30 protein-coding genes are annotated in these 22,797 nt (G+C 44.9%); 14 read left to right on the top strand and 16 right to left on the bottom strand.

The features are described from left to right. Positions 1-27: 27 nt before the first annotated feature. Entirely contained in the window at positions 28-1,122 is a 1,095-nt protein-coding gene (rfbB, locus tag SKC35_RS07850) for a dTDP-glucose 4,6-dehydratase (protein ID WP_377978850.1), read from the bottom strand. Between the two features lie 337 nt (positions 1,123-1,459). Next, positions 1,460-2,818 carry an MFS transporter gene (locus SKC35_RS07845; RefSeq protein ID WP_377978849.1) on the bottom strand — a complete coding sequence of 453 codons (1,359 nt, stop codon included), beginning with the start codon at positions 2,816-2,818 and terminating at the stop codon, positions 1,460-1,462. Positions 2,819-2,914: 96 nt separating this feature from the next. Between SKC35_RS07845 and SKC35_RS07840 the strand changes: the two genes are divergently transcribed. The 6 genes from SKC35_RS07840 to SKC35_RS07815 all read left to right on the top strand — a co-directional run bounded on the left by SKC35_RS07840 (position 2,915) and on the right by SKC35_RS07815 (position 4,914). Next, a complete protein-coding gene (locus SKC35_RS07840; RefSeq protein WP_377978847.1) occupies positions 2,915-3,256 on the top strand; it encodes a nucleotidyltransferase family protein in 342 nt (113 codons plus the stop codon). Next, entirely contained in the window at positions 3,198-3,539 is a 342-nt protein-coding gene (locus tag SKC35_RS07835; protein WP_377978846.1) for a HepT-like ribonuclease domain-containing protein, read from the top strand. Before SKC35_RS07840 ends, SKC35_RS07835 begins: the two co-directional genes overlap by 59 nt. A gap of 110 nt (positions 3,540-3,649) precedes the next feature. Then, positions 3,650-3,946: a helix-turn-helix domain-containing protein gene (locus SKC35_RS07830; RefSeq protein WP_377978845.1), complete on the top strand. Its 297-nt coding sequence runs from the start codon at positions 3,650-3,652 to the stop codon at positions 3,944-3,946. Positions 3,947-4,078: 132 nt separating this feature from the next. Further along, positions 4,079-4,441 (top strand): helix-turn-helix domain-containing protein, encoded by a 363-nt coding sequence (locus tag SKC35_RS07825; RefSeq protein ID WP_377978843.1) that lies wholly within the window; start codon positions 4,079-4,081, stop codon positions 4,439-4,441. Between the two features lie 62 nt (positions 4,442-4,503). Beyond that, positions 4,504-4,653, top strand: coding sequence for a hypothetical protein (locus SKC35_RS07820; RefSeq protein WP_377978841.1), 150 nt, complete (start codon positions 4,504-4,506; stop codon positions 4,651-4,653). 33 nt (positions 4,654-4,686) lie between these two features. After that, a complete protein-coding gene (locus SKC35_RS07815) occupies positions 4,687-4,914 on the top strand; it encodes a hypothetical protein (protein ID WP_252624555.1) in 228 nt (75 codons plus the stop codon). A gap of 94 nt (positions 4,915-5,008) precedes the next feature. Here SKC35_RS07815 and SKC35_RS07810 read toward each other — a convergent pair whose 3' ends face one another. Genes SKC35_RS07810 through hisH form a run of 5 tightly spaced genes read right to left on the bottom strand, consistent with a single transcriptional unit; the run spans position 5,009 to position 8,038 of the window. Beyond that, a complete protein-coding gene (locus SKC35_RS07810) occupies positions 5,009-5,347 on the bottom strand; it encodes a phage holin family protein (protein WP_236633179.1) in 339 nt (112 codons plus the stop codon). 8 nt (positions 5,348-5,355) lie between these two features. After that, a complete protein-coding gene (gene hisIE / locus SKC35_RS07805) occupies positions 5,356-5,955 on the bottom strand; it encodes a bifunctional phosphoribosyl-AMP cyclohydrolase/phosphoribosyl-ATP diphosphatase HisIE (RefSeq protein ID WP_377978839.1) in 600 nt (199 codons plus the stop codon). A 7-nt stretch (positions 5,956-5,962) separates the two neighbouring features. Then, positions 5,963-6,724, bottom strand: a complete 762-nt coding sequence (gene hisF / locus SKC35_RS07800; protein WP_377978837.1) for an imidazole glycerol phosphate synthase subunit HisF — start codon at positions 6,722-6,724, stop codon at positions 5,963-5,965. Continuing rightward, positions 6,718-7,449: a 1-(5-phosphoribosyl)-5-[(5-phosphoribosylamino)methylideneamino]imidazole-4-carboxamide isomerase gene (gene hisA, locus SKC35_RS07795; protein WP_377978835.1), complete on the bottom strand. Its 732-nt coding sequence runs from the start codon at positions 7,447-7,449 to the stop codon at positions 6,718-6,720. Before hisA ends, hisF begins: the two co-directional genes overlap by 7 nt. Position 7,450: 1 nt before the next feature. After that, positions 7,451-8,038, bottom strand: coding sequence for an imidazole glycerol phosphate synthase subunit HisH (gene hisH, locus SKC35_RS07790; RefSeq protein ID WP_377978833.1), 588 nt, complete (start codon positions 8,036-8,038; stop codon positions 7,451-7,453). A gap of 41 nt (positions 8,039-8,079) precedes the next feature. Here hisH and SKC35_RS07785 point away from each other — a divergent pair, with 41 nt between their 5' ends. Beyond that, a complete protein-coding gene (locus tag SKC35_RS07785) occupies positions 8,080-8,742 on the top strand; it encodes a TVP38/TMEM64 family protein (protein WP_377978831.1) in 663 nt (220 codons plus the stop codon). Positions 8,743-9,067: 325 nt separating this feature from the next. Continuing rightward, positions 9,068-9,361: a hypothetical protein gene (locus SKC35_RS07780; protein WP_377978830.1), complete on the top strand. Its 294-nt coding sequence runs from the start codon at positions 9,068-9,070 to the stop codon at positions 9,359-9,361. A 60-nt stretch (positions 9,362-9,421) separates the two neighbouring features. Here SKC35_RS07780 and SKC35_RS07775 read toward each other — a convergent pair whose 3' ends face one another. Then, on the bottom strand, positions 9,422-9,817 hold the full coding sequence (locus tag SKC35_RS07775) for a Dabb family protein (protein WP_269001179.1): 396 nt from the start codon (positions 9,815-9,817) through the stop codon (positions 9,422-9,424). Positions 9,818-9,843: 26 nt separating this feature from the next. Between SKC35_RS07775 and SKC35_RS07770 the strand changes: the two genes are divergently transcribed. Together SKC35_RS07770 and gpmI are read left to right on the top strand one after the other, a co-directional pair. Then, on the top strand, positions 9,844-10,521 hold the full coding sequence (locus tag SKC35_RS07770; protein ID WP_377978829.1) for an NAD-dependent epimerase/dehydratase family protein: 678 nt from the start codon (positions 9,844-9,846) through the stop codon (positions 10,519-10,521). Positions 10,522-10,573: 52 nt separating this feature from the next. Further along, positions 10,574-12,094, top strand: a complete 1,521-nt coding sequence (gene gpmI, locus SKC35_RS07765; RefSeq protein WP_377978828.1) for a 2,3-bisphosphoglycerate-independent phosphoglycerate mutase — start codon at positions 10,574-10,576, stop codon at positions 12,092-12,094. A 337-nt stretch (positions 12,095-12,431) separates the two neighbouring features. Here the strand turns inward: gpmI and SKC35_RS07760 are convergent, their stop codons facing one another. After that, on the bottom strand, positions 12,432-12,752 hold the full coding sequence (locus tag SKC35_RS07760) for an FtsB family cell division protein (protein ID WP_130895766.1): 321 nt from the start codon (positions 12,750-12,752) through the stop codon (positions 12,432-12,434). Positions 12,753-12,756: 4 nt separating this feature from the next. Beyond that, positions 12,757-14,034 carry a phosphopyruvate hydratase gene (gene eno, locus SKC35_RS07755; protein WP_130922293.1) on the bottom strand — a complete coding sequence of 426 codons (1,278 nt, stop codon included), beginning with the start codon at positions 14,032-14,034 and terminating at the stop codon, positions 12,757-12,759. Between the two features lie 122 nt (positions 14,035-14,156). On the opposite strand from eno, the gene SKC35_RS07750 reads away from it, so the two are divergent. Next, positions 14,157-14,837, top strand: a complete 681-nt coding sequence (locus tag SKC35_RS07750; RefSeq protein WP_377978825.1) for a thioredoxin domain-containing protein — start codon at positions 14,157-14,159, stop codon at positions 14,835-14,837. Here the strand turns inward: SKC35_RS07750 and SKC35_RS07745 are convergent. Then, a complete protein-coding gene (locus SKC35_RS07745; RefSeq protein ID WP_377978824.1) occupies positions 14,818-15,789 on the bottom strand; it encodes an aldo/keto reductase in 972 nt (323 codons plus the stop codon). The genes SKC35_RS07750 and SKC35_RS07745 overlap by 20 nt on opposite strands. A 257-nt stretch (positions 15,790-16,046) precedes the next feature. Between SKC35_RS07745 and SKC35_RS07740 the strand changes: the two genes are divergently transcribed. After that, complete coding sequence (locus SKC35_RS07740; RefSeq protein WP_377978822.1) at positions 16,047-16,400, top strand: LytR/AlgR family response regulator transcription factor; 354 nt, start codon at positions 16,047-16,049, stop codon at positions 16,398-16,400. Positions 16,401-16,535: 135 nt separating this feature from the next. Beyond that, positions 16,536-16,661, top strand: a complete 126-nt coding sequence (locus SKC35_RS07735) for a hypothetical protein (protein WP_377978821.1) — start codon at positions 16,536-16,538, stop codon at positions 16,659-16,661. Between the two features lie 58 nt (positions 16,662-16,719). Here the strand turns inward: SKC35_RS07735 and rsmG are convergent, their stop codons facing one another. From rsmG to SKC35_RS07710, 5 genes are all read right to left on the bottom strand, one after another. Then, on the bottom strand, positions 16,720-17,346 hold the full coding sequence (rsmG, locus tag SKC35_RS07730) for a 16S rRNA (guanine(527)-N(7))-methyltransferase RsmG (RefSeq protein WP_377978820.1): 627 nt from the start codon (positions 17,344-17,346) through the stop codon (positions 16,720-16,722). 1 nt (position 17,347) lies between these two features. Then, complete coding sequence (locus SKC35_RS07725; protein WP_377978819.1) at positions 17,348-18,568, bottom strand: tetratricopeptide repeat protein; 1,221 nt, start codon at positions 18,566-18,568, stop codon at positions 17,348-17,350. Beyond that, the gene (locus tag SKC35_RS07720) at positions 18,552-20,108 is read right to left on the bottom strand and encodes an Rne/Rng family ribonuclease (protein WP_377978817.1); all 1,557 of its coding nucleotides are present in this window, start codon (positions 20,106-20,108) and stop codon (positions 18,552-18,554) included. The genes SKC35_RS07725 and SKC35_RS07720 overlap by 17 nt, the downstream gene beginning before the upstream one ends. Before the next feature lie 290 nt (positions 20,109-20,398). Beyond that, on the bottom strand, positions 20,399-21,244 hold the full coding sequence (locus SKC35_RS07715) for a tetratricopeptide repeat protein (protein ID WP_377978816.1): 846 nt from the start codon (positions 21,242-21,244) through the stop codon (positions 20,399-20,401). A 29-nt stretch (positions 21,245-21,273) separates the two neighbouring features. Next, positions 21,274-21,567 carry an HU family DNA-binding protein gene (locus SKC35_RS07710; protein ID WP_130895757.1) on the bottom strand — a complete coding sequence of 98 codons (294 nt, stop codon included), beginning with the start codon at positions 21,565-21,567 and terminating at the stop codon, positions 21,274-21,276. Between the two features lie 144 nt (positions 21,568-21,711). Between SKC35_RS07710 and mutY the strand changes: the two genes are divergently transcribed. Next, positions 21,712-22,767 carry an A/G-specific adenine glycosylase gene (gene mutY / locus SKC35_RS07705; protein ID WP_377978814.1) on the top strand — a complete coding sequence of 352 codons (1,056 nt, stop codon included), beginning with the start codon at positions 21,712-21,714 and terminating at the stop codon, positions 22,765-22,767. Positions 22,768-22,797 lie beyond the last annotated feature (30 nt).

Below are 22,797 nucleotides of genomic sequence, written 5' to 3'. Positions count from 1 at the left end.
TTTTAAATAAAATATGATAAATATTCTCTACCTGTAATTGTACATTGAATTATAATACTCTTTATAATTTCCACTTGTTACATTTTCTAACCAAAGTGTGTTATGTAAATACCAATCAATGGTTGAAACCAAGCCTTGCTCAAATGTAACCGATGGCGTCCATCCTAATTCCTTATTCAATTTAGTGGCGTCAATCGCATAACGACGGTCATGACCTGGTCTATCTTTTACATAAGTGATCAAGCCATCGCTCTCTCCTTTTGCGTTACCTAATTTTTCATCCATTTGGGTAATCAATAATTTTACCAAGTCGATATTAGTCCATTCGTTAAATCCACCAATATTATAAGTGTCTCCTTTTTTTCCTTCATGGAATATCAAATCAATCGCACGCGCATGATCTATTACATACAACCAATCTCTTGTGTACAAACCGTCACCATATACTGGCAATGGTTTTTTATTAATGATATTATGAATGAATAATGGAATTAATTTTTCTGGAAAATGATTAGGCCCATAATTGTTAGAACAGTTAGAAACTACGATTGGCAAATGATAAGTCTCACCATAAGCTCTCACAAAATGATCACTTGCTGCTTTACTTGCAGAATACGGAGAATTTGGATCGTAAGGTGTTGTCTCTTTAAACAAACCTTCTTTTCCTAAGCTTCCATAAACCTCGTCCGTAGAAATATGGTAAAATAAATGATCTCTTTTTTTATCCCAAGTTCCGTCATGTGCATTTTCGTAACTTAAATCTCCTTCCCAAAAATCCTTGGCAGTATTTAATAAGTTCACCGTGCCAATTACATTCGTGTACACAAAGTCCAATGGTGAAATAATAGAACGGTCCACATGCGACTCGGCAGCTAAATGTATAACGTCCGTAATGCTATATTTTTTAAAAATCTCCTTCAATGCATCGGCATCCAAAATATTCGCCTTCACAAAATGGTAGTTAGGCAATTTTTCGATATCCTTTAAATTTTCTAAGTTCCCCGCATAGGTCAAGGCATCTAAATTAAATATTTGATAATCAGGATATTTGGTCACCATTAAGCGTACTACATGGGATCCAATAAATCCTGCTCCTCCTGTAATTAATATGTTTTTTTGCATTAGTTTAAAATAAATAATCCGCACTAAACTGCGCACCATAATCTATTTTTTGGACTATTTTAAATAATCGGAAATTATAACCAAAACTATTTAACGCTGTAAATCAACGAATTATTGATTTACGATTATTTGAATATATGAATCGGCCGCCTGGACCATACTAATCATTTACCTCTATCTCTTTCCACGGCTTCGCCATCCTGAGTCACATGAAAGGGTGCTCAGAAAATCGAACTCAAGAAACAAATATACCCCCATTTTGGTTTAGCGCCAAAGACAATTTATTTAAAGGGAATATTTGAAATTATATCCATCGAATTATTCGAATAGTCCTATTTTAGTCGCTGAGGGCTCGACCTTTGGTTTCAGGTAAATAAATCACGCCCACGATGACCGTTAAGGCCGCTAGGGCGATGGGATAGAACAATCCGGCAAAATTCGAATGAGTGACGGCTCCCAGCCAAGTGGCCACAAAAGGGGCACAACCGCCGAACACCCCATTAGCAAAGTGATACGGGATGGAGAGGGAGGTATAGCGGATTTTGGTAGGGAAAAGTTCGACTAGGAACGCGGCGATCGGGCCGTAGGCCATCGCCGCGAAAGTCACTAATAAGCTGCAAATGAATGCCAGTTCAAGCTTTCCAGTCCAGTTCAGGAAGATCGCGCCATTGACCATCGTGCCCTCCTGGGCTACAATCGTGGACATCCACGAGAAAAGGGGGTAGTACCCGAGCGCAGCGAGGGCCATACCGCCCAGCATAATTTTCTTGCGACCCACCCGGTCAGACAGGCTCCCGAAATACACGAAGAGGGGAGTGCCCACCACCAGACTCGCGGCGATAATGAGGTTCGTTGTAATGAAATCGACCTGAAGGATTTTGTTGATGAAGATTTGGGCATAAAATTGTCCTGTATGCCAAACAACCCCCTGCCCCACAATCGCCCCAAACATCGCAATTAACATTAGGCGGCGATTCGCCTTACTGGCGAAAGCTTCCTTTAAGGGATTTTCAGAGAGTCTGCCTTCCACCTTGAGTTTGGAGAAGAGCGGAGATTCATCCATATTCCGCCTAATGAAGTAAGAAACAACCACTAGAATACCAGAAAGTGCAAAAGGCACCCGCCAGCCCCAGTCCTTAAAAGCCGCATCGCCTAAAAGCTGCTGCGTCGCTAAGATGACTAGGATGGAGACGAAGAAACCGAGCGTGGCGGTCGTTTGGATGTAGGACGTGTACTTCCCGCGTTCGGCGTCGGGTGCATATTCCGCGACGTATGTCGCGGCGCCCCCATACTCGCCCCCTAAGGCTAATCCTTGGATGATTCTTAATGCCAAAAGCACAGCCGGAGCCACCAACCCAATCCTCTCATAACTCGGTATAAACGCAATCGCAAACGTCGACCCACCCATCAAAAGCAACGTCAACAAAAACGTATACTTCCTCCCGATCAAATCCCCCAGCCTCCCAAAAAGCACCCCACCAAAAGGCCTCGCCACAAACCCCGCCCCAAAAGCCGCCAACGTCGATATAAACGCCGCCGTCGGATCCTCCTTCGGAAAGAAACTCAACGAAATAATCGCACTCAAACTCCCAAAAATATAGAAGTCATACCACTCAATCACCGTCCCCACACTCGACGCCACAATCACCTGCCACAACTTCTTAATGGGTACTTTATTATTATCGAACTCTTGCATAGTACATTCTCAATTTCTTCCTAAAAATACACAAAATATCACTATCTCATCCTTGCTCCGCGACAATTTCTATCCCTTATTTCACTACCTTTCACTATGACAGCGGAAAATCTCGATAAAATCGCCTCCTACTTCCTTAAAAAAGCGCAAATCAAACGCGCCTGGCTCTTTGGCTCCCACGCCCGTGGCACCCATTCGCCCACCAGCGACATCGATATTCAGATCCAAGTTTTCAAAAACACCCCCTTCACCCTCTTTGACCTAGCCGAGATCCAACAAGACCTCTCCCAGCTTCTAGCCTTAGAGGTCGACCTAGTCATGCTAGGCGCCCCATTAAAGAGCATTGCAAAACAACTTAACCACGACAAAATTTTAATTTATGAAAACCTCCACCCCAAGCTCGAAAGAGCGAATCGAGCACATTCTGCTAGCCATTAACAAGATTCAACAATACACCGCAGACCACACATTACAAACCTTTTTAAACGATCCTAAAACAGTAGAAGCCTGCCTTTTCAACTATACCATCATTGGCGAAGCATCACTTTTGATTGATAAATCTCTTTTGGAAAAAATCGACTACCCCTGGTATAAGGTAAAGGCATTCCGCAATTTCATCCTGCATGAATACCATGCAATCAAGATGGATGTGATCTGGGATACCACAGTTATGATTATTCCGGAACTAAAACTGGTAATATTGGCTCTGAAGAGCCTATAGGTGTTTTTTGCTAATATAGCTTGCAATTGTATAAACGGCTTTTTCAGCTTTTGACACAATCTGTCAATACCTGGAAACTGCAAAATCAATTTTAAATAAAAACAACCACTATGAAATCTAACCTAAAAACATTGGATCAATTAATCGAAGAAACCTATGGTAAATTAGGTTCTCCCTCCAGAAATAAATTCGAATGGGGAGCACAACTATTTAAAATAAGCGCCATGATTAAAGTTGCCAGGCTCAATCTCATGCTAACACAAAAAGAATTTGCTATAAAATGTGGTACATCTAAATACGCCATTTCAATTGCAGAAAATAACCTCATAGAAATTCGAATATCAACATTACAAAAGATCGTCGAATTAGGACTAGGTGGTCGATTAGTAATAAATATCAAGCTCTAATTTCACATTATCAATAAGCTGTTAGGTTAGAGGGATGGGTGGGAATACATTTGGAACACCAAACCACTAATCAATATGTTTAACCACTTCTCTAGATACCTGAAGCTCATCCGTGCCGTTCCGCTGCACGTGATGGCGCAGGATCTCGGGATCGACGCCGGGCTTTTGAGCAAATACGAAAACGGCAATCGCATCCCAGACCTCGACCTCGTCATCATTTTTGCCCATTACCACCAGGTAAACGCACGCGAACTGTGCATCTATTGGATGCGGGAGCGCATCAAACGATCCTTTATAGGCTACGAAAATTTAGTAGAGGAAGCTCTACCCCACGCTGAAAAAGACGTCAAGTACTTCCTAAAGTACCACAAAGTCAAATTAGAGCGGAAATTCTGTTTCAAACTCATCCTTAAAAACGCCATCACCTACGACGACGCGCAGGTCACAAACCTACGCCATTTTCAATTCCGCCGCCACGGCGTCTTTAACCACTAAACCCTACAAACATGTTCAATTTTTTTGGCAACAAAGAGCCCCTGCTCTTCTACAACGGCCACATGGGCCCCTACAAATTCACCAAAGTCACCGTCACCATCTTCGAAAAAGACCAAGAAGTCTACACGGAATCGGTCATCGTCGCTCCGGCAGCCAGATCTCAGCTGATATTTGATTCGAAGAAGTTCTTGACGGAGCTGAGGAATAGATAGACACATTCACATTAAAATCGATAACTTACACCTATGGATAAGAGCAAAGTCAAAAGAAAAAGGATACAAGATCCCCTAACTGGGAACTCCTTGCGCTCAATCGCCTACAAAGGCTTTCGAAAAGCAGAAAAAAGAACGCTAGAAGTATTAGGATATAATGTAGTCGTTCAAGACGGCTGGATTGTGAAAAAATACATCGATTCTCGAATCGAAAAAATTGAAAAAATGCCAGAAAACAGAGGAAGACTAGTTTTAGACTAGTTTGATAAGGTTAAACCTTAAGCATATTGACAAAATCTGTCAATACCTGAAAAGTCGCCTGCGTACCTCGCGACTTATAATAGCAAAAAGTGCCCTAGCGAGTAAAGAGCCCTACAAATGAAGTAGATAACGACACCAGAAAGCTAAAAATCAAAGGGGCAATAAACCCTGTCACGGCAAAACCGGGCACATAGGCAGCGACTAGATAGACTAGACCTACCGAAATCACGAGAGAAAATAACCCTAAAGTCATGAACGTAATAGGGAAACTGATGATCTTCAACACGGGTTTAACAAAAGAATTCACAAAGCCCATCGCTAGAGCGACTAAAAGTGCGGTCGTGAAACCGTCTACCGTAATGCCTTTTAAATAGCGAGGAATGACCATAACTACGCAGGCAATGATGATGTAACGAATGATGAAACCGATCATAGGAAAGATTATTTAGCAGCGTGACGAGATTGAAGAACGGCGATGATTTCGCTTAAATCGATTCCGCGATCCTCTAATAAGACTAATAAGTGGAAAATTAGATCCGCCGCTTCGCCTTTGAAAAGGTCATCGTTTTGCATCAAGGCTTCGATGACGAGCTCGACGGCTTCTTCGCCTACTTTTTGGGCCACTTTGTGGGTGCCTAATTGGAATAAAGAAGCGGTATAGGAAGACGATGCAGGGGCGGTTTTGCGGCTGCGGATGACGTGCTTTAATTGATCTAACCAAGCTGCGTTGTCTGCATTTGACTCATTGAAACAGGTGTCTGCGCCGGTGTGGCAAGTGGGACCAGCCGGTTTGGCCTGAATTAAAATGGTGTCTGCGTCGCAATCGATCGAGAGGCTGACTACGTCTAGGAAGTTGCCTGATTCTTCGCCTTTAGTCCAAAGACGGTTCTTCGAGCGGCTGAAAAAGGTCACGCGGGACTCTGCAACGGTCTTTGCGTAGGCTTCCTCGTTCATGTAGCCTAACATCAAAACGGTACGGGTGCTGGCATCTTGGATGATGGCGGGCACGAGGCCTTTGGAAAAATCGGGTTGCTTGGACATATTTCTATTAAATGCGCATCGGGATGCCTTGGGTTGCAAGGTAATTCTTCAATGCCAAAATTTCAATTTCTTTAAAGTGAAATATACTCGCGGCGAGGCCTGCGTCGGCTTTGCCGGTCGTGAATACTTCGGTAAAATGCTCCATTGTTCCCGCTCCGCCAGAGGCAATAATGGGAATGGAGGCTGCTGAGGATATAAGGGCGGTTAAATCACAGGCGAAGCCTGCTTTCGTTCCGTCCGCGTCCATCGAGGTTAATAAGATTTCGCCGGCGCCGCGGTTTTCGACTTCGCGTGCCCATTCGAGGGTTTTTAGTTCGGTGATTCGACGGCCGCCGTGGGTGTGGACGAAGTCCACGCCCACGGCGGGTTCAAAGCGCGTGTCGATCGCGACAATGATGCATTGGGAGCCAAAAGCCAAGGCCAATTCATCCACCAGCTCTGGCCGGCGCACCGCAGACGAGTTGATGGACACTTTGTCCGCGCCGGCGTTCAGCAACGCCGATACGTCAGCAATGGACGAAATTCCGCCGCCCACGGTAAAAGGAATATTCACGTGCCGCGCGACTTCACGGACTAAATTCACTAACGTCTTCCGGTCATCAACCGTCGCCGTAATATCTAAAAAAACCAGCTCATCCGCCCCCTGCTGCGCATAAAGGGCCCCCAGCTCCACCGGATCCCCGGCATCGCGCAGGTCCACAAAGTTCGTCCCTTTCACGGTCCGCCCCTCTTTAATGTCCAGACAAGGTATGATGCGCTTCGTTAACATATTTCTGCAGAAAATTTGGCCAAATCCGCTAAACTAATCCGACCCTCATAAAACGCTTTCCCCACAATCACCCCAAACAAATTCATCTCCCGCAAGCGCACTAAATCCTCCATACAAGCCACCCCACCGCTCGCAATGACGCTCAACGACGGGCTCGAAGCCTGAATCTTTTCATATAAATCGAAGCTGGGGCCTTGCAACAAACCGTCTTTGGCGACATCCGTCGAAATCACATACTTCGCGCCTTTCGAGGTATAATCCTGTAGAAAATCAAAAATCGAAATATTCGAATTCTCCTGCCAGCCCGAAACAGCAATCATCTCATTCTGCGCATCCGCCCCCAAAATAATCTTCTCCGACCCATATTTCTGCAACCATTCGCAGACCAGCGCAGGATTACGCACGGCAATACTGCCGGCGGTAATCTGCGCGGCACCCGCAGAAAAAGCCGTATCAATCATCTCATCCGATTGCACCCCGCCACCAAAATCAATGTGCAGCGACGTATTCGACGCAATGCGTTCCAAAACCGCCGCATTCACAATCTTCTTCGCCTTCGCCCCATCCAAATCCACCAAGTGCAAACGCTGAATTCCGGCTCCTTCAAAGGCTTTGGCAATCTCCAAAGGGTCTTCGGAATAGACCGTTTTTTGGCCATAATCCCCCTGAGTCAATCGCACGCATTGCCCATTTATCAGATCGATCGCCGGAATTAGTTGAAACATATTAAAGTGCTAAGAAATTTTTCAAAATCTGTTCGCCAGCCTTTCCGCTGATCTCCGCGTGAAACTGCGCGGCATAAAAATTATCCTTGTGTAACATCGCCGAAAACGGCTGCTCATACTCACAAACCGCTGTAGTGTACTCATTTACAGGCGCATAAAAGGAGTGAACGAAATAGACGAACTCTTCCTCTTTCAGTCCATTCATTAGGGGATTCTCGCCTTTCTGCACGATCGAATTCCACCCAACATGCGGAATTTTCAAGTCTTTACTAATGAATTTCTTCACCTCCACGTCAAACACCCCGATGCAATCCACGTTTCCCTCTTCCGAGTGCTTGCACAACAATTGCATTCCGATGCAGGTCGCCAAAACTGGCTGCTTTAACCCCTTTATCAATGTATCTAGGCCCTTTTCTTTCAAATAAGCCATCGCCGTACTCGCCTCACCCACCCCCGGAAAAATCACTTTGTCGGCCTTTTTAATCTCCTCTTGGTCATCTGTCAATTGGTATTTTTGCCCAATACGATCCAACGCGTACATCACCGACGCCACATTCCCCGCATTGTATTTTATGATCGCAATTTCCATAAGCGTACAAAGGTATTAACTTTGGGGGATAATTGCCCCCTTTGCGGGGCCCTTTTATGAACAAAAAACTCGTTTACGAAACGCTCTACCTCGTTTGGATGGGCCTATTGCCCCTGCTGGCGTCTGGCTTTTTGGGCTACTACGCGCTAGCTAATCCTTCGTTTTTTACGACGTTTTCTCTGCTGGGGTCGGTAGTTTTTTGGATTTTCGCCGCTCTAATTATGGGCCTGGCCCTATGTCCCACGACATTTTTTGCACTGTTTACAGGCTATGTTTATGGCTTTTCAGGCCTCATGCCGTTGATTTTGGCTTACTCGGCGGCTTCGGCTTTGGGTTATTTTCTCGCCAAAAAGTTCGGCGCGACAGCTTTGCTGTCGCGCGTGCCTTCTAGTTTCCTAGCAAACGTGCGGTCTTCCTCCTTTTCTTGGGTGTTCCTCGCTCGGCTTTCTCCAATTTTTCCTTTCGCCATCACAAACGCCATCATGGCCTTTGTAGGCGTTCCCTTCCGCGCCTTTATTACGGCTGGAACTTTGGGCATGTTACCAAGAACGTTCTTAGCCGTTTTTACGGGGATCTCTGCTTCATCTTGGGCTTTGTTATTCGCACGCCCCGAATTAGTACGCTGGCAAGATGTGGTTTCTGTGATGCTATTGATCGTTTCCGCAGTGGGGATGTATCTTTTAGGCCGCCGTTCTTTGCGATAAATGAGCCTTCGGCTCAAAGCATAGAGCATAAAGTATAAAGGTTTCGCTTCAGGCGAATAGTATAGTGCTGGAATTTAGACAATCTACCTCTATGAGTCCTAAACCCAATAATGGGTGAAATAAACTTCGAGCCACTCAGGCAGCTTTTCAGGTATTGACAGATTGTGTCAATACGCGAAAATCACTAAACTAAAATTAGCGAAATTTTACCTCCGGACTCATTTCCTTCGGACTAAGCCACTGCCCACTGACAACTGTCAACTAGCTACTGTGCAATTATCAGTTTATTAAAGGGTAATATCCAAAAAATGGGTTACATTTATCCATGCAACCACTAAACATCAAACTATACGATTTAGCTCGTGCTAAATTGCACCTAAACGACACCGACGCAATGGACTTTGTATCGAGTATCCACGAACTGCAAGATCACCGATTTGAAAATCTGGTGACGAAAGAATACTTAGATCAAAAACTTTTCGGAATCACCGAAAAAATCAATAAACTTGAAAATTCCATTTCTGAATTCAAATCTGAGATTTTAAAATGGATGTTTATTTTCTGGGTAGGTCAAATGTCAGTGACTATTGCCGTAGTTATGATATTTATCAAAAGATGACCTAATCGTGAATAAAATTTTTCAATTCCACCTACGGACTCATTCCCTCCGGACTTCGGACTAAGCCGCAGGCTCCTGCGAATCTATCACCTGAACTTTTCCCCACAGGTGCATGTTATCCTGAATGAACTTCTTGTGGAGTGGGTGGTAGAGGTATTCTTTCTCTTTTTCGGCGCTGTCGAAAACAAGGACTACCGAAAAGGTGTAACTTGCTTCTGTAACGGATTTGTCAAAATCGGTGACGATGGGCTTGCCTACGTGGGCTGAAGTGATCATGGGGAGGGTGCCTAAAGATTTTAGGGCGCGGTAGAGTTGATCGGTTTCGGTGGTGGAGGTTGGGTTTTTGGCCCAAAACAACACATGATGTATGAAGGTCATTTTCGTTGAAGGTTCAGCTGATGCCACAAAGGGCAAGGTCGAGGCTAGGGCGATAAAATCGCGGCGGGAGGTTGACATAGGTTTAATATTTTTTCAATTCTACGATGGAAAATCCACAAATCAAAGTGATTGTGACCGGGGTAACCGGGATGGTGGGCGAGGGCGTGATGCTGGAGGCGTTGCGTTCGCCGTTTGTGAAAGAGGTTTTGGCGATTAGTCGCAAGCCGTCTGGACATAAACACCCGAAATTAAAAGAGTATTTCTTAACCGATTTCTACCAGCCGGAAGAGATTAAAGAGGTCGTCAAAGATTACGATGCATGCCTATTTTGCCTCGGAGTTTCGTCCGTGGGGATGAAAGAAGAGGAGTTTAGGCGCAAGACCTATGATTTGACATTGGGTTTTGCGGCGCAAATGCCCAAAACGATTAGCTTCAGCTATATTTCTGGGATGTCCACGGACAGCAGCGAAAAGGGTTCGATTATGTGGGCGAGGGTAAAGGGTAAGACGGAAAATGATTTGAAAAAGATGGGTTTTCGGGATTCGTATTCGTTTAGACCGGGGTATTTACAGCCGATGAAGGGGAATAAATTCACTTTGAAATACTATAAATACATCGATTGGATGTATCCGCTGCTGCTTTTGGTGGCGGGGAAGACGGCGTCTACTTTGGAAGAATTAGCCAAAGCGATGATCGAGGTGGCTGCCTTTCCGACCGAAAAGAAGACGATTGAGGTGGTGGATATCAAGGCTTTGGCAGAACAAATGAGCAATAGAATCTAGGCAAATTGCCTAGAAATGGGTAATTTTGTGGTGAAATGTAATACAATAAAAGATGGATAAGAAAGTAGTTTTAATGATCTTAGATGGCTGGGGCATCGCAACAAACCCCAAAGTTTCCGCAATCGACGCGGCCAAAACGCCATTTATTTCTTCGCTTTACAGCAAATATGCGCACTCGAAATTAGAGGCGTCCGGCTTAGCAGTAGGCTTACCAGAGGGCCAAATGGGCAACTCGGAAGTGGGACACATGAACTTAGGGGCAGGCCGCGTGGTCTACCAAAACCTCGTTCGCATCAACAAAGCAGTCACAGAAAATACCTTAGGCCAGGAGCCTGAATTAGCGAAAGCATTCGACTATGCCAAAGCAAACAATAAATCAGTTCACTTCATGGGTCTCGTGTCCGACGGTGGCGTTCACGCACACATCGAGCACTTGAAATCCTTGCTTTCGACGGCGTCAGAGGCAGGTTTGGGCAAAGTTTTCGTCCACGCTTTCACAGATGGCCGTGATACGGATCCCAAATCAGGTCTAAAATTCATGACCGATTTATACCAACATACGCTTAAAACCAACACGCAAATCGCCTCTGTAACGGGTCGTTACTACGCGATGGACCGCGATAATCGCTGGGAGCGTGTGGCTTTGGCCTACAAAGCAATGGTCCACGGCGAAGGAAATCCTTCTACTGATGTACTAAAATCCATCGAAGCTAGTTACGCGGCTGGTGTAACGGACGAATTCATCCACCCAATCATAATGACAGATGCGTCAGGTGCTCCTATTGGCAACATCCAAGAGGGCGACGTGGTCATCTGCTTCAACTTCCGCACCGACCGTGGCCGCGAAATCACACAAGCTTTAACGCAACGTGATTTCCACGAGGAGAACATGCACAAAATGAATTTGTACTACTTGACGATGACGGAATACGATAAAGAATTCCAAAACGTCCACGTGATCTTCAACGACTCCAACCTACCAATGACGATGGGCGAGGTCCTAGAGGGCGCAGGTAAAAAACAAATTCGCATCGCCGAAACCGAAAAATATCCACACGTTACGTTCTTCTTCTCTGGCGGTCGCGAGGCCCTTTTCACAGGACAACAAAACATCCTACGCAACTCCCCAAAAGTCGCAACCTACGATCTTCAACCCGAAATGTCTGCCGCAGATCTTCGCGATGCGTTAATCCCAGAATTAGAAAAAGAGGAGGTAGACTTCGTTTGCTTAAACTTCGCTAATCCTGACATGGTAGGCCACACGGGTGTTTTCTCTGCCGTAGTTAAAGCAGTAGAAACCGTCGACGCTTGCGCTGAGGCAGTCGTAACAGCGGGTCTAGCCCACGGCTATTCCTTCATCATCATCGCCGACCACGGAAACGCGGACGTAATGATGAACGAAGATGGTTCACCAAATACAGCTCACTCAACAAACCTTGTTCCATGTATTTTAGTAGATAACGACTTCAAACCAACGCTTCGCGATGGTAAACTGGGTGACGTTTCTCCTACGATCTTGAAAATGATGGGCGTGGCTCAACCGAAAGAGATGACGGGGGTGGCGTTATTTTAGTCGCCCCAACGGGGCTTAATCGCGACTGCGTCGCTCAGTCCGTAGGGAATAAGTCCGATATAGCCCTGAGGTGCTCTAATGGCACAAATGGGTTAAAATACTTTCAAGGCACAAAATGGCATTTTCGCGTATTGACACATTCTGTCAATACCTGAAAAGTCGCCTGAGTGCCTCGAAGTTTATTTCACACTTTATTGGGTTTAGAGGCCGGAAAGGCAGATTGCATAAAATCCTCTATACGATTCGCTGCAGGCGAAACCACCTTTATGCTTTATGCTTTGTGCTTTATGCTTTCAATTAAAATAAAAGAAGCCCAGCGCTATGCGCCGGGCTTCTTTTATTTTTCAATCGGTTGATTCTCCTGATCTACTATCACGAAGACATCCTCGGAAGGTCGTTTCATGAAATATTTTTCGCGAGCGTATTTTTCTAACAACGCTGGATTTCCCATCACGGCAGCACGCTCCTGTTTCAGCTCCTTTAACTTGTGCCGATAGTATTCGTGTTCTGCCTTCAGGTCTGCCAATTCGGTGTAAAGTCTATATTGGACCGAAAGATCGTTTGTATCTAATACGAACATCCAAACCAACAAAACGGAGGTGGAGACGTAATAGAAACGATTTGGCCCTAAAAATAAACTACGTACGCGATCGAGCATAGAATTAGAAATTCAAACCTGGGAAATATGCGTTAGCCCCTAATTCCTCCTCAATACGAAGCAATTGGTTGTATTTAGCCATACGGTCAGAACGTGACGCAGAACCTGTTTTGATTTGGCCTGTGTTCAATGCTACTGCTAAGTCAGCGATGGTAGCATCTTCAGTCTCTCCCGAACGGTGTGACATGATGTTTTTGTATGAATTGCGTTTCGCTAAGTTAACTGTGTCGATCGTTTCTGTTAATGAACCAATTTGGTTAACTTTTACTAAAACTGCGTTTGCAACGCCTTTGTCGATACCTTGTTGTAAACGCTTCACGTTCGTTACGAATAAATCGTCACCTACTAATTGACACTTAGAACCGATCAATTTCGTTTGCTCAGCCCAACCTGCCCAATCGTCTTCAGCCATACCGTCTTCAATCGAGATGATTGGGTATTTGTCAGCCCAAGTCTTCCAGTAAGCAGCCATCTCCATTGAGTTCAATTGCTTTCCGTCAGATTTTTTGAATGTGTAAAGACCTGTTTTCTCATCATAGAATTCAGATGCAGCTGCATCCATTGCGATGAAGATTTCCTCGCCTGGCTTGTAACCTGCTTTTTCGATCGATTGCAATACGATTTCGATTGCCTCTTCGTTCGACTTGATGTTTGGTGCAAAACCACCTTCATCACCTACGTTAGTAGAATATCCTTTGGACTTCAACACACCTTTCAATGCGTGGAAAACCTCCGTACCCATACGTAAAGCGTGAGAGAATGACTCCGCTTTCGCTGGCATCACCATGAATTCTTGGAAGTCAATCGAGTTATCCGCGTGAGAACCACCGTTTAAGATGTTCATCATCGGAACTGGTAACGTGTTTGCGTTAACGCCACCGATGTAACGGTATAAAGATAAACCTGCTTCTTGTGCTGCTGCTTTCGCAACTGCCATAGAAACACCTAAGATCGCGTTAGCGCCTAATTTGCTTTTGTTAGGAGTTCCGTCTAATTCGATCATGATGTTATCGATCATGTTTTGCTCAGACACTTCTAAACCCCAAAGTTCTTCAGCAATCGCCGTATTTACGTTCTCAACTGCTTTTAAAACACCTTTTCCTACGTAAACTGATTTGTCTTCGTCACGAAGTTCAACTGCCTCGTGGATACCTGTAGAAGCTCCAGATGGAACTGCTGCACGTCCAAAAGCACCGTCTTCGGTCTTGATATCCACCTCGATCGTTGGATTTCCGCGTGAATCTAAAATTTGTCTTGCGTGTACATACTGTATTGCACTCATCGTATAATATTTATTGTGATTAACTGAATTACTAATTATTGCATAAATTGCCCTGCAAAATAACGCTTTTTTGCCTAATTCCGTATTAAGAGATGATAAAAAGTATTTCGACATGCCTTGCGATGGCTTTCGTATCCCTACTGAGCCTCAACACGTTCGCTCAAGTTTTGGACGTAGATACCTTCGAAAAGAAGATCAAAGAGACGCCTAACGCTTATTTGCTGGATGTGCGGACGACGGGGGAATTTGGAGGAGGACATTTGCCAAAGGCGATGAACATCGACTTTCGTTCCCCCGATTTCAGCGCCAAGGTCGCGCAACTTTCCAAAGATAAACCAGTATTAATCTATTGTCTTTCCGGCGGTCGTTCCGCACAAGCAGCAGAACAAATGCGAGCAGCTGGTTTTCAAGTGACCGAAATGAAAGGGGGCTATTTAAAATGGACGACTCGTCTAAAGCCATTAGAGGGAGTGCCCGATGTGAAGCATGATGCGGCTTGGAATTTGGGAGACTTCAAAAAAGAAATCGCCTCATCAGATGCTGTTGTGGTTGATTTCTATGCCAAATGGTGTGCGCCATGCCTGAAAATGATGCCCATCGTCGATAAATTAGCCGAAGAATTCAAAGGTAAAGTTACCGTTTTAAAGGTCGAAGCGGACGGCAACCAGGCCATCATGCAAGCCTACGGAATAGACGAAATCCCGAGTTTCATCGTCTTCTCCAAAGGGGAGTTGATCACTAAAACATCGGGATTCCGAGAAGAGGCCGCGTTAAAAGAACTTTTTACTGCGACCAAGAAGTAGGCTGACGCTCCCAACGGTGCGCGCGCAACTCCTCTACTAATGCTGTTGATAAACCATTGCCATCTGAGGTCGCAGTATTACTTTCTACGTGCTTAATCTTCCGCATACCTGGAATGATCGTGCCCACATCTGGATTCGACAGGATGAAACGCAAGGCCATTTCAGGCAAATCCATTCCTTCTGGAACCAATGGTTTCAAGGCATTCGCGTGATCCACACTCGAAATCAAATTCTCTGGAACGAAATAGGTCGAACGCCAATCATTCGCCGGGAAGGTCGTTTCATAGGTCATCAAACCTGTCAAACTTCCCTCATCAAAAGGTACACGTGCGATTACTCCCACGTCTAATTTCTTACATAGCGGAAATAATTGGTCTTCTGGATTTTGGTCAAAAATATTGTAAATCACCTGCACCGAAGAAATCAATCCGGTTTCCAGGGTCTGCAAACAGTTGTTGGGTTCCCAACGGTTTACCGAAACTCCCCAATGAGCTACTTTGCCTTCTTTGGTTAGCTTCTCAATTGCCATTTTCCACTCATCGCGATCCGCCCACGCATCTTCCCACACATGGAACTGCTGCAAATCTATTTGCTCCACTTTCAGATTGCGCAAACTTTTCTCCGTGTATTCTACGATGTGATCAGCCGGAAAACAGTCCTCTATTTTGAAATGAGACTTGGATGGCCAGGTAAAGTTTTTGGGCGGAATCTTCGTCGCAGCATATAAGGTAGTTTCTTTATGACGTCTCAAAAGACCTCCCAGGATTTCCTCACTCTTGCCTTCCGCATAACCCCAAGCCGTGTCAAAAAAGTTACAACCAAGTTCAACCGAACGGTCCAATGATTTATTGACTTCCTCAATATCAGATCCGGTCCAACCGGCCAAGCCCCACATGCCATACCCCACTTCACTCACTTGCCAGTTCGTCCGGCCAAATCGTCTTGTTTTCATAGTATTGTTTTAAAGTCCGAAAATTAGGAAAAATTTCCGTTACATCCTGTACCGTTAAGTCCGTGAAAGACTATTATTCGACTCTAGACTCATTGACTTATTTAGGCATTACACCTAAATATTATATGTAACCTATCATTTATCAACCGGTAAATAAGCGAAATGGAGCCAATAATAGTCAATAACGCAAATAACCTAATTATTATTCAAAACAGGCCTCTCTAGGCGTAGTTTTGTTTCACCATCTGTTCCAAATTATGACAGTAACCATTAGAAAAGAACAAACTTGTGAATTAGTTTTAGGAGATCAAAAAATCTGCATTAAAGAAATTCTACGCATCGAGGGCGAAGGGAATTATTCCAAATTTCATCTAGTCGATGGGCGCAAAATTATCTCTTGCCGGACCCTAAAATATTTCGAAACGACTCTATTAGAGAACGGATTCATCCGCCCTTCCAAGTCAGCCATCGTAAACATGAATGCAATTCAGGCAATCGATTTCAATATCAACAAAAGCATTCGATTAGTAAACCAACACCAGGTGACAATCTCGCGTCGCCAAATTAAGCCGTTGAAGGATTTGTTTAAAGCCGCTGCGCAGCAGTCGTAGAGCGACTTAGATAAGAGAGTAGAGATTATAGAGTATAGATAGGCTATCCTGATCCATAAATACACTTTTAGTAAAATAACGTCGAGGCACTCAGGCGACTTTTCAGGTATTGACAGAATGTGTCAATACGCGAAAATGCCATTTAGTCCATTGAAAGTATTTCAACACATTTGTGCCATTGGAGCACCTCAGGGCTATATCGGACTTATTCCCTACGGACTGAGCGACGCCATCGCGACCAAGGCGCAACGCACCGACTAAGCGAAGCGTTATGACTAAATCGCGCAGCGATGACTAAATGAAGCAGTCGTGACTGCGCCTACAGCGCTACATGCACTAACTTCTTCGTCTCGAAGAAATCCTCTTTAAAGCTTTTGGAAAGATGATAGACCTTGTGCTTTCTGCCAAATTCCTGTAATTCCTCCTGCAAGTCTCCTCCTTTTAGGCAAAGCAGGCCATTCTTCACATCATGGTAGCTGTTTAGGCTAATCTTATTCTTCACCCAACCGAAGAAAGGCAATAGACGCGTCACCGCGCGAGATACCACGAATTCAAACTCGCCGTCCACGTCCTCTGCACGACCGTGAGTGGCTTGGACATTTTTCAATCCTAGGGCTTCTGCGACGCCTTGAACAACTTTGATCTTCTTGCCGATGCTATCCACTAAATGGAAGTTCACTTCCGGAAATAGGATGGCCAAAGGGATGCCAGGGAAGCCGCCGCCAGTGCCTACGTCTAAGATTTCGGTGCCGGGTTTGAAATCGATAAATTTGGCAATCGCTAAGGAGTGTAAAACGTGGTGCAGCATCAGGTTATCAATGTCTTTTCGGGAAATGACATTGATTTTCTCATTCCACTCCGCGTACAAGGGGAACAATTGCTCGAATTGGGCTAATTGCTGCTCGGTGATGGAGGGGAAATACTGTTTGATGATGGCTGCTTTCATGTTATCGTTTTTTGCGTCTAGCTTTCTTGGATTCTGAAAGCAATTTCTTTGCCTCCGTGTGTTGAGGGGACTTTTTATCTGCACTTTCTAATACTTCTTTGCAGAAGTCGACGGCTTCGTCGTAATGTTGTTGTTGGTAGGAAATGCGGGCTAATCCTAAGACAGAGGCCCAATAATAACCGGAATCGGTGGCGTCTGTCTCCTTAGTGTAGGCCATGCACTGCTTAAAATAGCGCATCGCATCCGCGTGATCACGGTTCACATACAAGGCATAATAGCCCAAAATATAACTCGCATAACGACCAGAGGTTCCTTCGTAGCCTATTTGATGTATCTCAATGCGGCGTAAGATTTCCTTACACAGCGAGGTGGCTTCCTGTATATTTCCATTCATGTAGGCCGAACGGGCATAGGCACGGTGGAAATAGGGATTGTCAGGGAAGGTTTCGGAGGTGTATTTGGCCATTCCGTAAGCCTTCTCATTCATATTCTCGATGCCATAAATCTGCAAGAGGAAGTAGCGGGCTTCGGTCCGGGTATAGAACGCTTGGTAAGAAACCTTCTCTAATTGAGCAATTCCTTGCGATTTGTCTGCCTTAGGGAAAAGCCATAAGACAGGGCGCAAAAGGGGGAAGTTCTGCTTAATGAAGAAGTAATAGTAGTTATATAGGCCATCGCCGAACATTAATTCCGGGCTGAAATCAGCAAAGTTGCGGGAATATTCGAGGTATTTGAGGGCGTTTTTGGCGGCCAAAGTCGCGCGCGTCCAGTGTTTGCGTTCAGCGTGCAGGCGGCCTTTGAAGCCATAGGCGGCGGCCATAAAGAAGGCGGCCTCTGGGTTTTCGGTTTCGTCGTAGATCTTTTCGGCCTTTTCGATACTTTGGTCCATATATTCAATCAAACGATCGTCATAGACTTCATTTCTCGTGTTAGGCACGATTTTCCACCATTGCATCAGGCCTAAAAGAAAATCAGGCAACGGGTGCTGGGGGTATTTGATCTTTAAATAATTGAATTCGCGTTCAGCTTCCGGGAAATGGAAGTTATACATCTGGTTAATGGCCACGGTGGCCTCCGTCTGAACTTCGGTGGTGAGCAAAAGCATTCCTTTAGAACGCTCCTTCTCTGCCTCATCCGCCTTCTTCCACCATTGTGCATTCGAGTTGAAAGCGGGTAGAAGAAGGCCGAAAAATAAGGCTACAATACTAAGATGATATCTCAATTTGATCTCCATTTTGGTTTAAGAATTTAAATTCTGTAATGCCAAATGAGGAATCTTCCATAATCGTAATCCAGGTCTTGTACTTCAAGAACCAGTTCATGCGAATAGAAGGGAAACCTTTCGTGAAATAAGCGCTCAAGAAGGGGTGTGCCAAAATGGTCAATTTCTTCTCGTTTTGCTTCGTCACTAAATGTTCCAAATGCTGTTCAACAATGTCAGATACCGCGATACTCGCCGTGATACTTCCTGTTCCTCCGCAGCTTGGGCACGTTTCGTGCGTCGCTACGTTCATCTCAGGACGAACACGCTGGCGGGTGATTTGCATCAAGCCAAACTTCGTTAGCGGCAAAATGGTGTATTTCGAACGATCACCACGCATTTCATCGCGCATGATGTCCTGAATTAACTTGCGGTTATCTGCCTTCTTCATATCGATGAAGTCGATCACGATAATACCGCCCATGTCGCGTAGACGTAATTGGCGAGCTACTTCTTTCGCCGCTTCTCGGTTCACACTTAAAGCCGTCGCCTCTTGATCTTCTTCTGAATTCGACTTATTCCCCGAATTCACGTCAATCACGTGCAATGCTTCCGTGTGTTCCACGATTAAATAACCTCCACCAGGCAAAGAAACCGAACGGCCAAAAAGCATTTTCAATTGCTTCTCAATGCCTAATTGCTCGAATAACTTGGTTTTGCTTTGGTGTAACTTAACAATCTTCTCCTTTTCAGGAGCCACATTGTGTACATAGCCTTTTGCCTCATTGTACAATTCTGGTGTATCAACGATGACATTATCAAAATCATTGTTCAACAAGTCACGTAACATCGAAGTTGCGCGGCTCATTTCTCCAATAATGCGGTCTCCAGCTTTGGCATCCACTAATTTCACTAAACCTTCCTCCCATTTCGCAATGGAATCTTTTAGGTCGCGCTCCATTTCTTCCACCGCTTTGCCTTCCGCCACCGTACGCACGATCACACCGTAATTCTTCGGCTTAATCGAGGTCATCAGCTTTTGCAAGCGATTGCGTTCCGCTTTCGACGTGATCTTCTTTGAGATATTCACACCGTTCGCAAAAGGAACTAAAACAAGGAAACGACCTGCGATGGAAATATCGCAAGATAAACGAGGGCCTTTAGTAGAAATAGGCTCCTTAACGACTTGAACTAAAGCTAAATGTCCTTTTTGAACGGCTTTCTCGATCTTCCCTAATTTATCAATTTCGGGCTCAAGTTTGAAGTTCTCTAAACGGACAACTTTGTTTTTCTTCGTCATCACCTCCCGCGTAAACTTCTGCAGGGTAGGCAAATTAGGACCTAGGTCATGGTAATGCAAGAATGCATCCTTTTCATAACCGATGTCAATAAAAGCGGCGTTCAGTCCAGAAACCAATTTCTTTACTGTGCCAAGATAAATATCTCCTACAGAAAATTGAGGTTCCGACTGTTCTATGTGGTACTCTACTATCCTTTTGTCGTGCAAAAGGGCGATCCGATCCCCCTTGGGAGTCGAATTAATGATTAATTCATTGCTCACAATTTATGTCGAGAAGAAGGGTACAAGGCCTATCGGCCTATATAGTCTAAATATACAGGAAATTAAACACCAAAAACAGGCCATTTCGAAAAATGCCTGTTCCTGGGTTACCTAAATACAAATTCCAAAAGGGAAAATGAATTTATGAAGACTATTTCTTCTTGTGACGATTCTTGCGAAGACGCTTCTTTCTTTTGTGAGTAGAGATCTTGTGACGTTTTCTTTTTTTACCGCAAGGCATAATGTTAAGAATTAATGTGTTAAATACTTTACGAGATTGACTTTCAACCTCAATGCTCCTGCATTTCTGCAAGCAACTCTTTCGCGGCCTTCTGCTCTTCTGCATCCTTAGATTGCTCTAAAACACGCTTCAGAACCTTCTGAGCCTCTTCTTTTTTATCTAACTGGGCTAAACAAAAACCGAGATTTAACGCGGCTTTATGGTTATTCGGCTCCAGCTTCAATATCTGGGTGAATCGTTCTTGGCCTTTGCCAAACTGATTCGATTTAATCGATAATATCCCTAAATTAAACAGCGCTGGCACAAACGTGGGCTCTTGTTCAATGACTTCGCGAAGTAGCGTAATGCCCTTCATCGGAGTGGGTGTATCTACGTAAGTCATCGCCATGTTCGATTTTACCAGCAAGTTGTTCGGGTCGATGGCCAAAGCCTTCGCGAAGTACATTCTTGCTTTTTCGCCCATTTTACCGCCTTTCTGTGCATTCAAAGCATACGTTTGTGCTTCAAAATACAGCTGACCGGCACGCAAAACGTTCGTCAAACTGGGATGCTGATCCGCATAACTCGCTGCATAAACCGCAGCAGAATCATAATGACTCGCATTCATAAAAGCGCGCATCAGATTCTCTAAGGCTTTCACCTGCGAGGCATCTGTCTTAGCCGCAGCAAAAGCGGATTTCAATGCAGAAATCTCTTTTAGCTGCGCTGGAGTCAAAGGAGCAGCATGCTCTTCTTTCTCTGCGACTTTTTCAGTCTTTTCGCTTCCCGCGTCTCGGTTAGCGCCCCCCGAAGGAGTATTTTGTGTCTTTCCCGCCACATTACCTTTCGGTAAAGAGTACAATAGGGCGGTTATCCCTAGGCCTACCAGAAGAATGATCAAAAGGTTTTTTTTCATTATTCTAGACCCTTTTTTAGCTCGAAAGCCTATTTAGTGGGGTCAGTACTCGTTTTTACTTGCTCTACAAATACTTTCGCTGGCTTAAAGCTAGGCACATAATGTGCGTCGATTGTGATCGCCGTATTCTTAGAAATGTTGCGAGCGATCTTCTGCGCGCGTTTTTTGTTGATGAAGCTACCAAAACCACGAACATAAATATTCTCTTGGTTCGCTAGGTTGTTTTTAACTACTTCGAAAAATGACTCTAACGTTTCCGATACATCTTTCTTATCAATCCCTGTTTTGCTGGCAATCTCAGCAATTACATCTGCCTTAGTCACGTTTTATAAATTTATTAAATGATGATTCTTAGGTAATTACAATTTCCCCTCCGTAAAAGGGACACAAAAGTAACGTTTTTCTCTCAATTCTCTAAAAATTCTTTCGAAATCGGGGTGATTTTTTTCGTAAATTTGATTTTATCCATGCAAAAAAGCCCTTTACATCCTTTTTCGGCCACTATTATGGCCTGGTACGCAGAACACCAGCGCGAGCTGCCGTGGCGGCAAACACAGGATCCCTACGCGATTTGGTTATCGGAAATCATCTTACAGCAGACGCGGGTGGCGCAGGGACTGCCCTATTTTGAGCGATTAATCACTGCTTTCCCCACCGTTCGCGATTTAGCTGAGGCTCCCGAGGCCTCTCTTTTACGTTTATGGCAAGGCTTAGGCTATTATTCCCGTGCTCGGAATCTCCAAAAGGCCGCCCAAATGGTCATGCGCGACTTCTCGGGCGTTTTCCCACAAAGCTATGACGAGATCATTCGCTTACCAGGCGTGGGGCCCTATACGGCAGCAGCGATTGCGTCTTTTGCTTTTGATGAGGCCAAAGCCGTAGTGGACGGCAATGTATACCGGGTTTTGTCTCGCGTATTCGCAGTAGAAACAGATATTGCTTCTTCTGCGGCGCGTGGGGTTTTTACTTCACTAGCGCAGTCTTTGATCCCAATGCAGGATCCGGCGACCTTTAATCAGGCGATCATGGAGTTTGGGGCATTGCAATGTACCCCATCGCCGGATTGCTCGGATTGTCCTTTGCGTGTCTCGTGCGCGGCTTTCAGTGAACATCGTGTAGCCGAATTGCCCATAAAGTCGAAGAAGACGAAGGTCAAAGAGATAGAAATGGATTACCTGGTCATCGAGCAAAATGGCCAGCTTTTAGTGCGCGAACGCACCGAAAAGGGCATTTGGAAAGGAATGTGGGAGTTTTATTTGATCGAAGACGCTTGCGATTGGTTGCCTTTTCAGCGCCAAGCCTTGAAATCCCCACCCGTTCATCTATTAAGTCACCGCAAAATCCATTGCGACGCTTGGTATGTTCAAGTTCCTGATAATTTTGAACTGGAAATTCCGGAAGGATATGGCTGGATGAGCCCCTCAGACTTCGAGAGCAAAGGAAAACCTGTTTTGCTTTTGAACCTAATAACTGATAATTTAGATTGTCCTATTTTACAAGACATTTCGCCCACGTACCTTTAGGCAATGCAAGGAGCCTTGCTGAGCTAACCC

Source organism: Aquirufa originis, assembly GCF_042714495.1.
GTDB lineage: Bacteria > Bacteroidota > Bacteroidia > Cytophagales > Spirosomataceae > Aquirufa > Aquirufa originis.
This window is presented reverse-complemented; position numbering and strand designations above follow the sequence as displayed.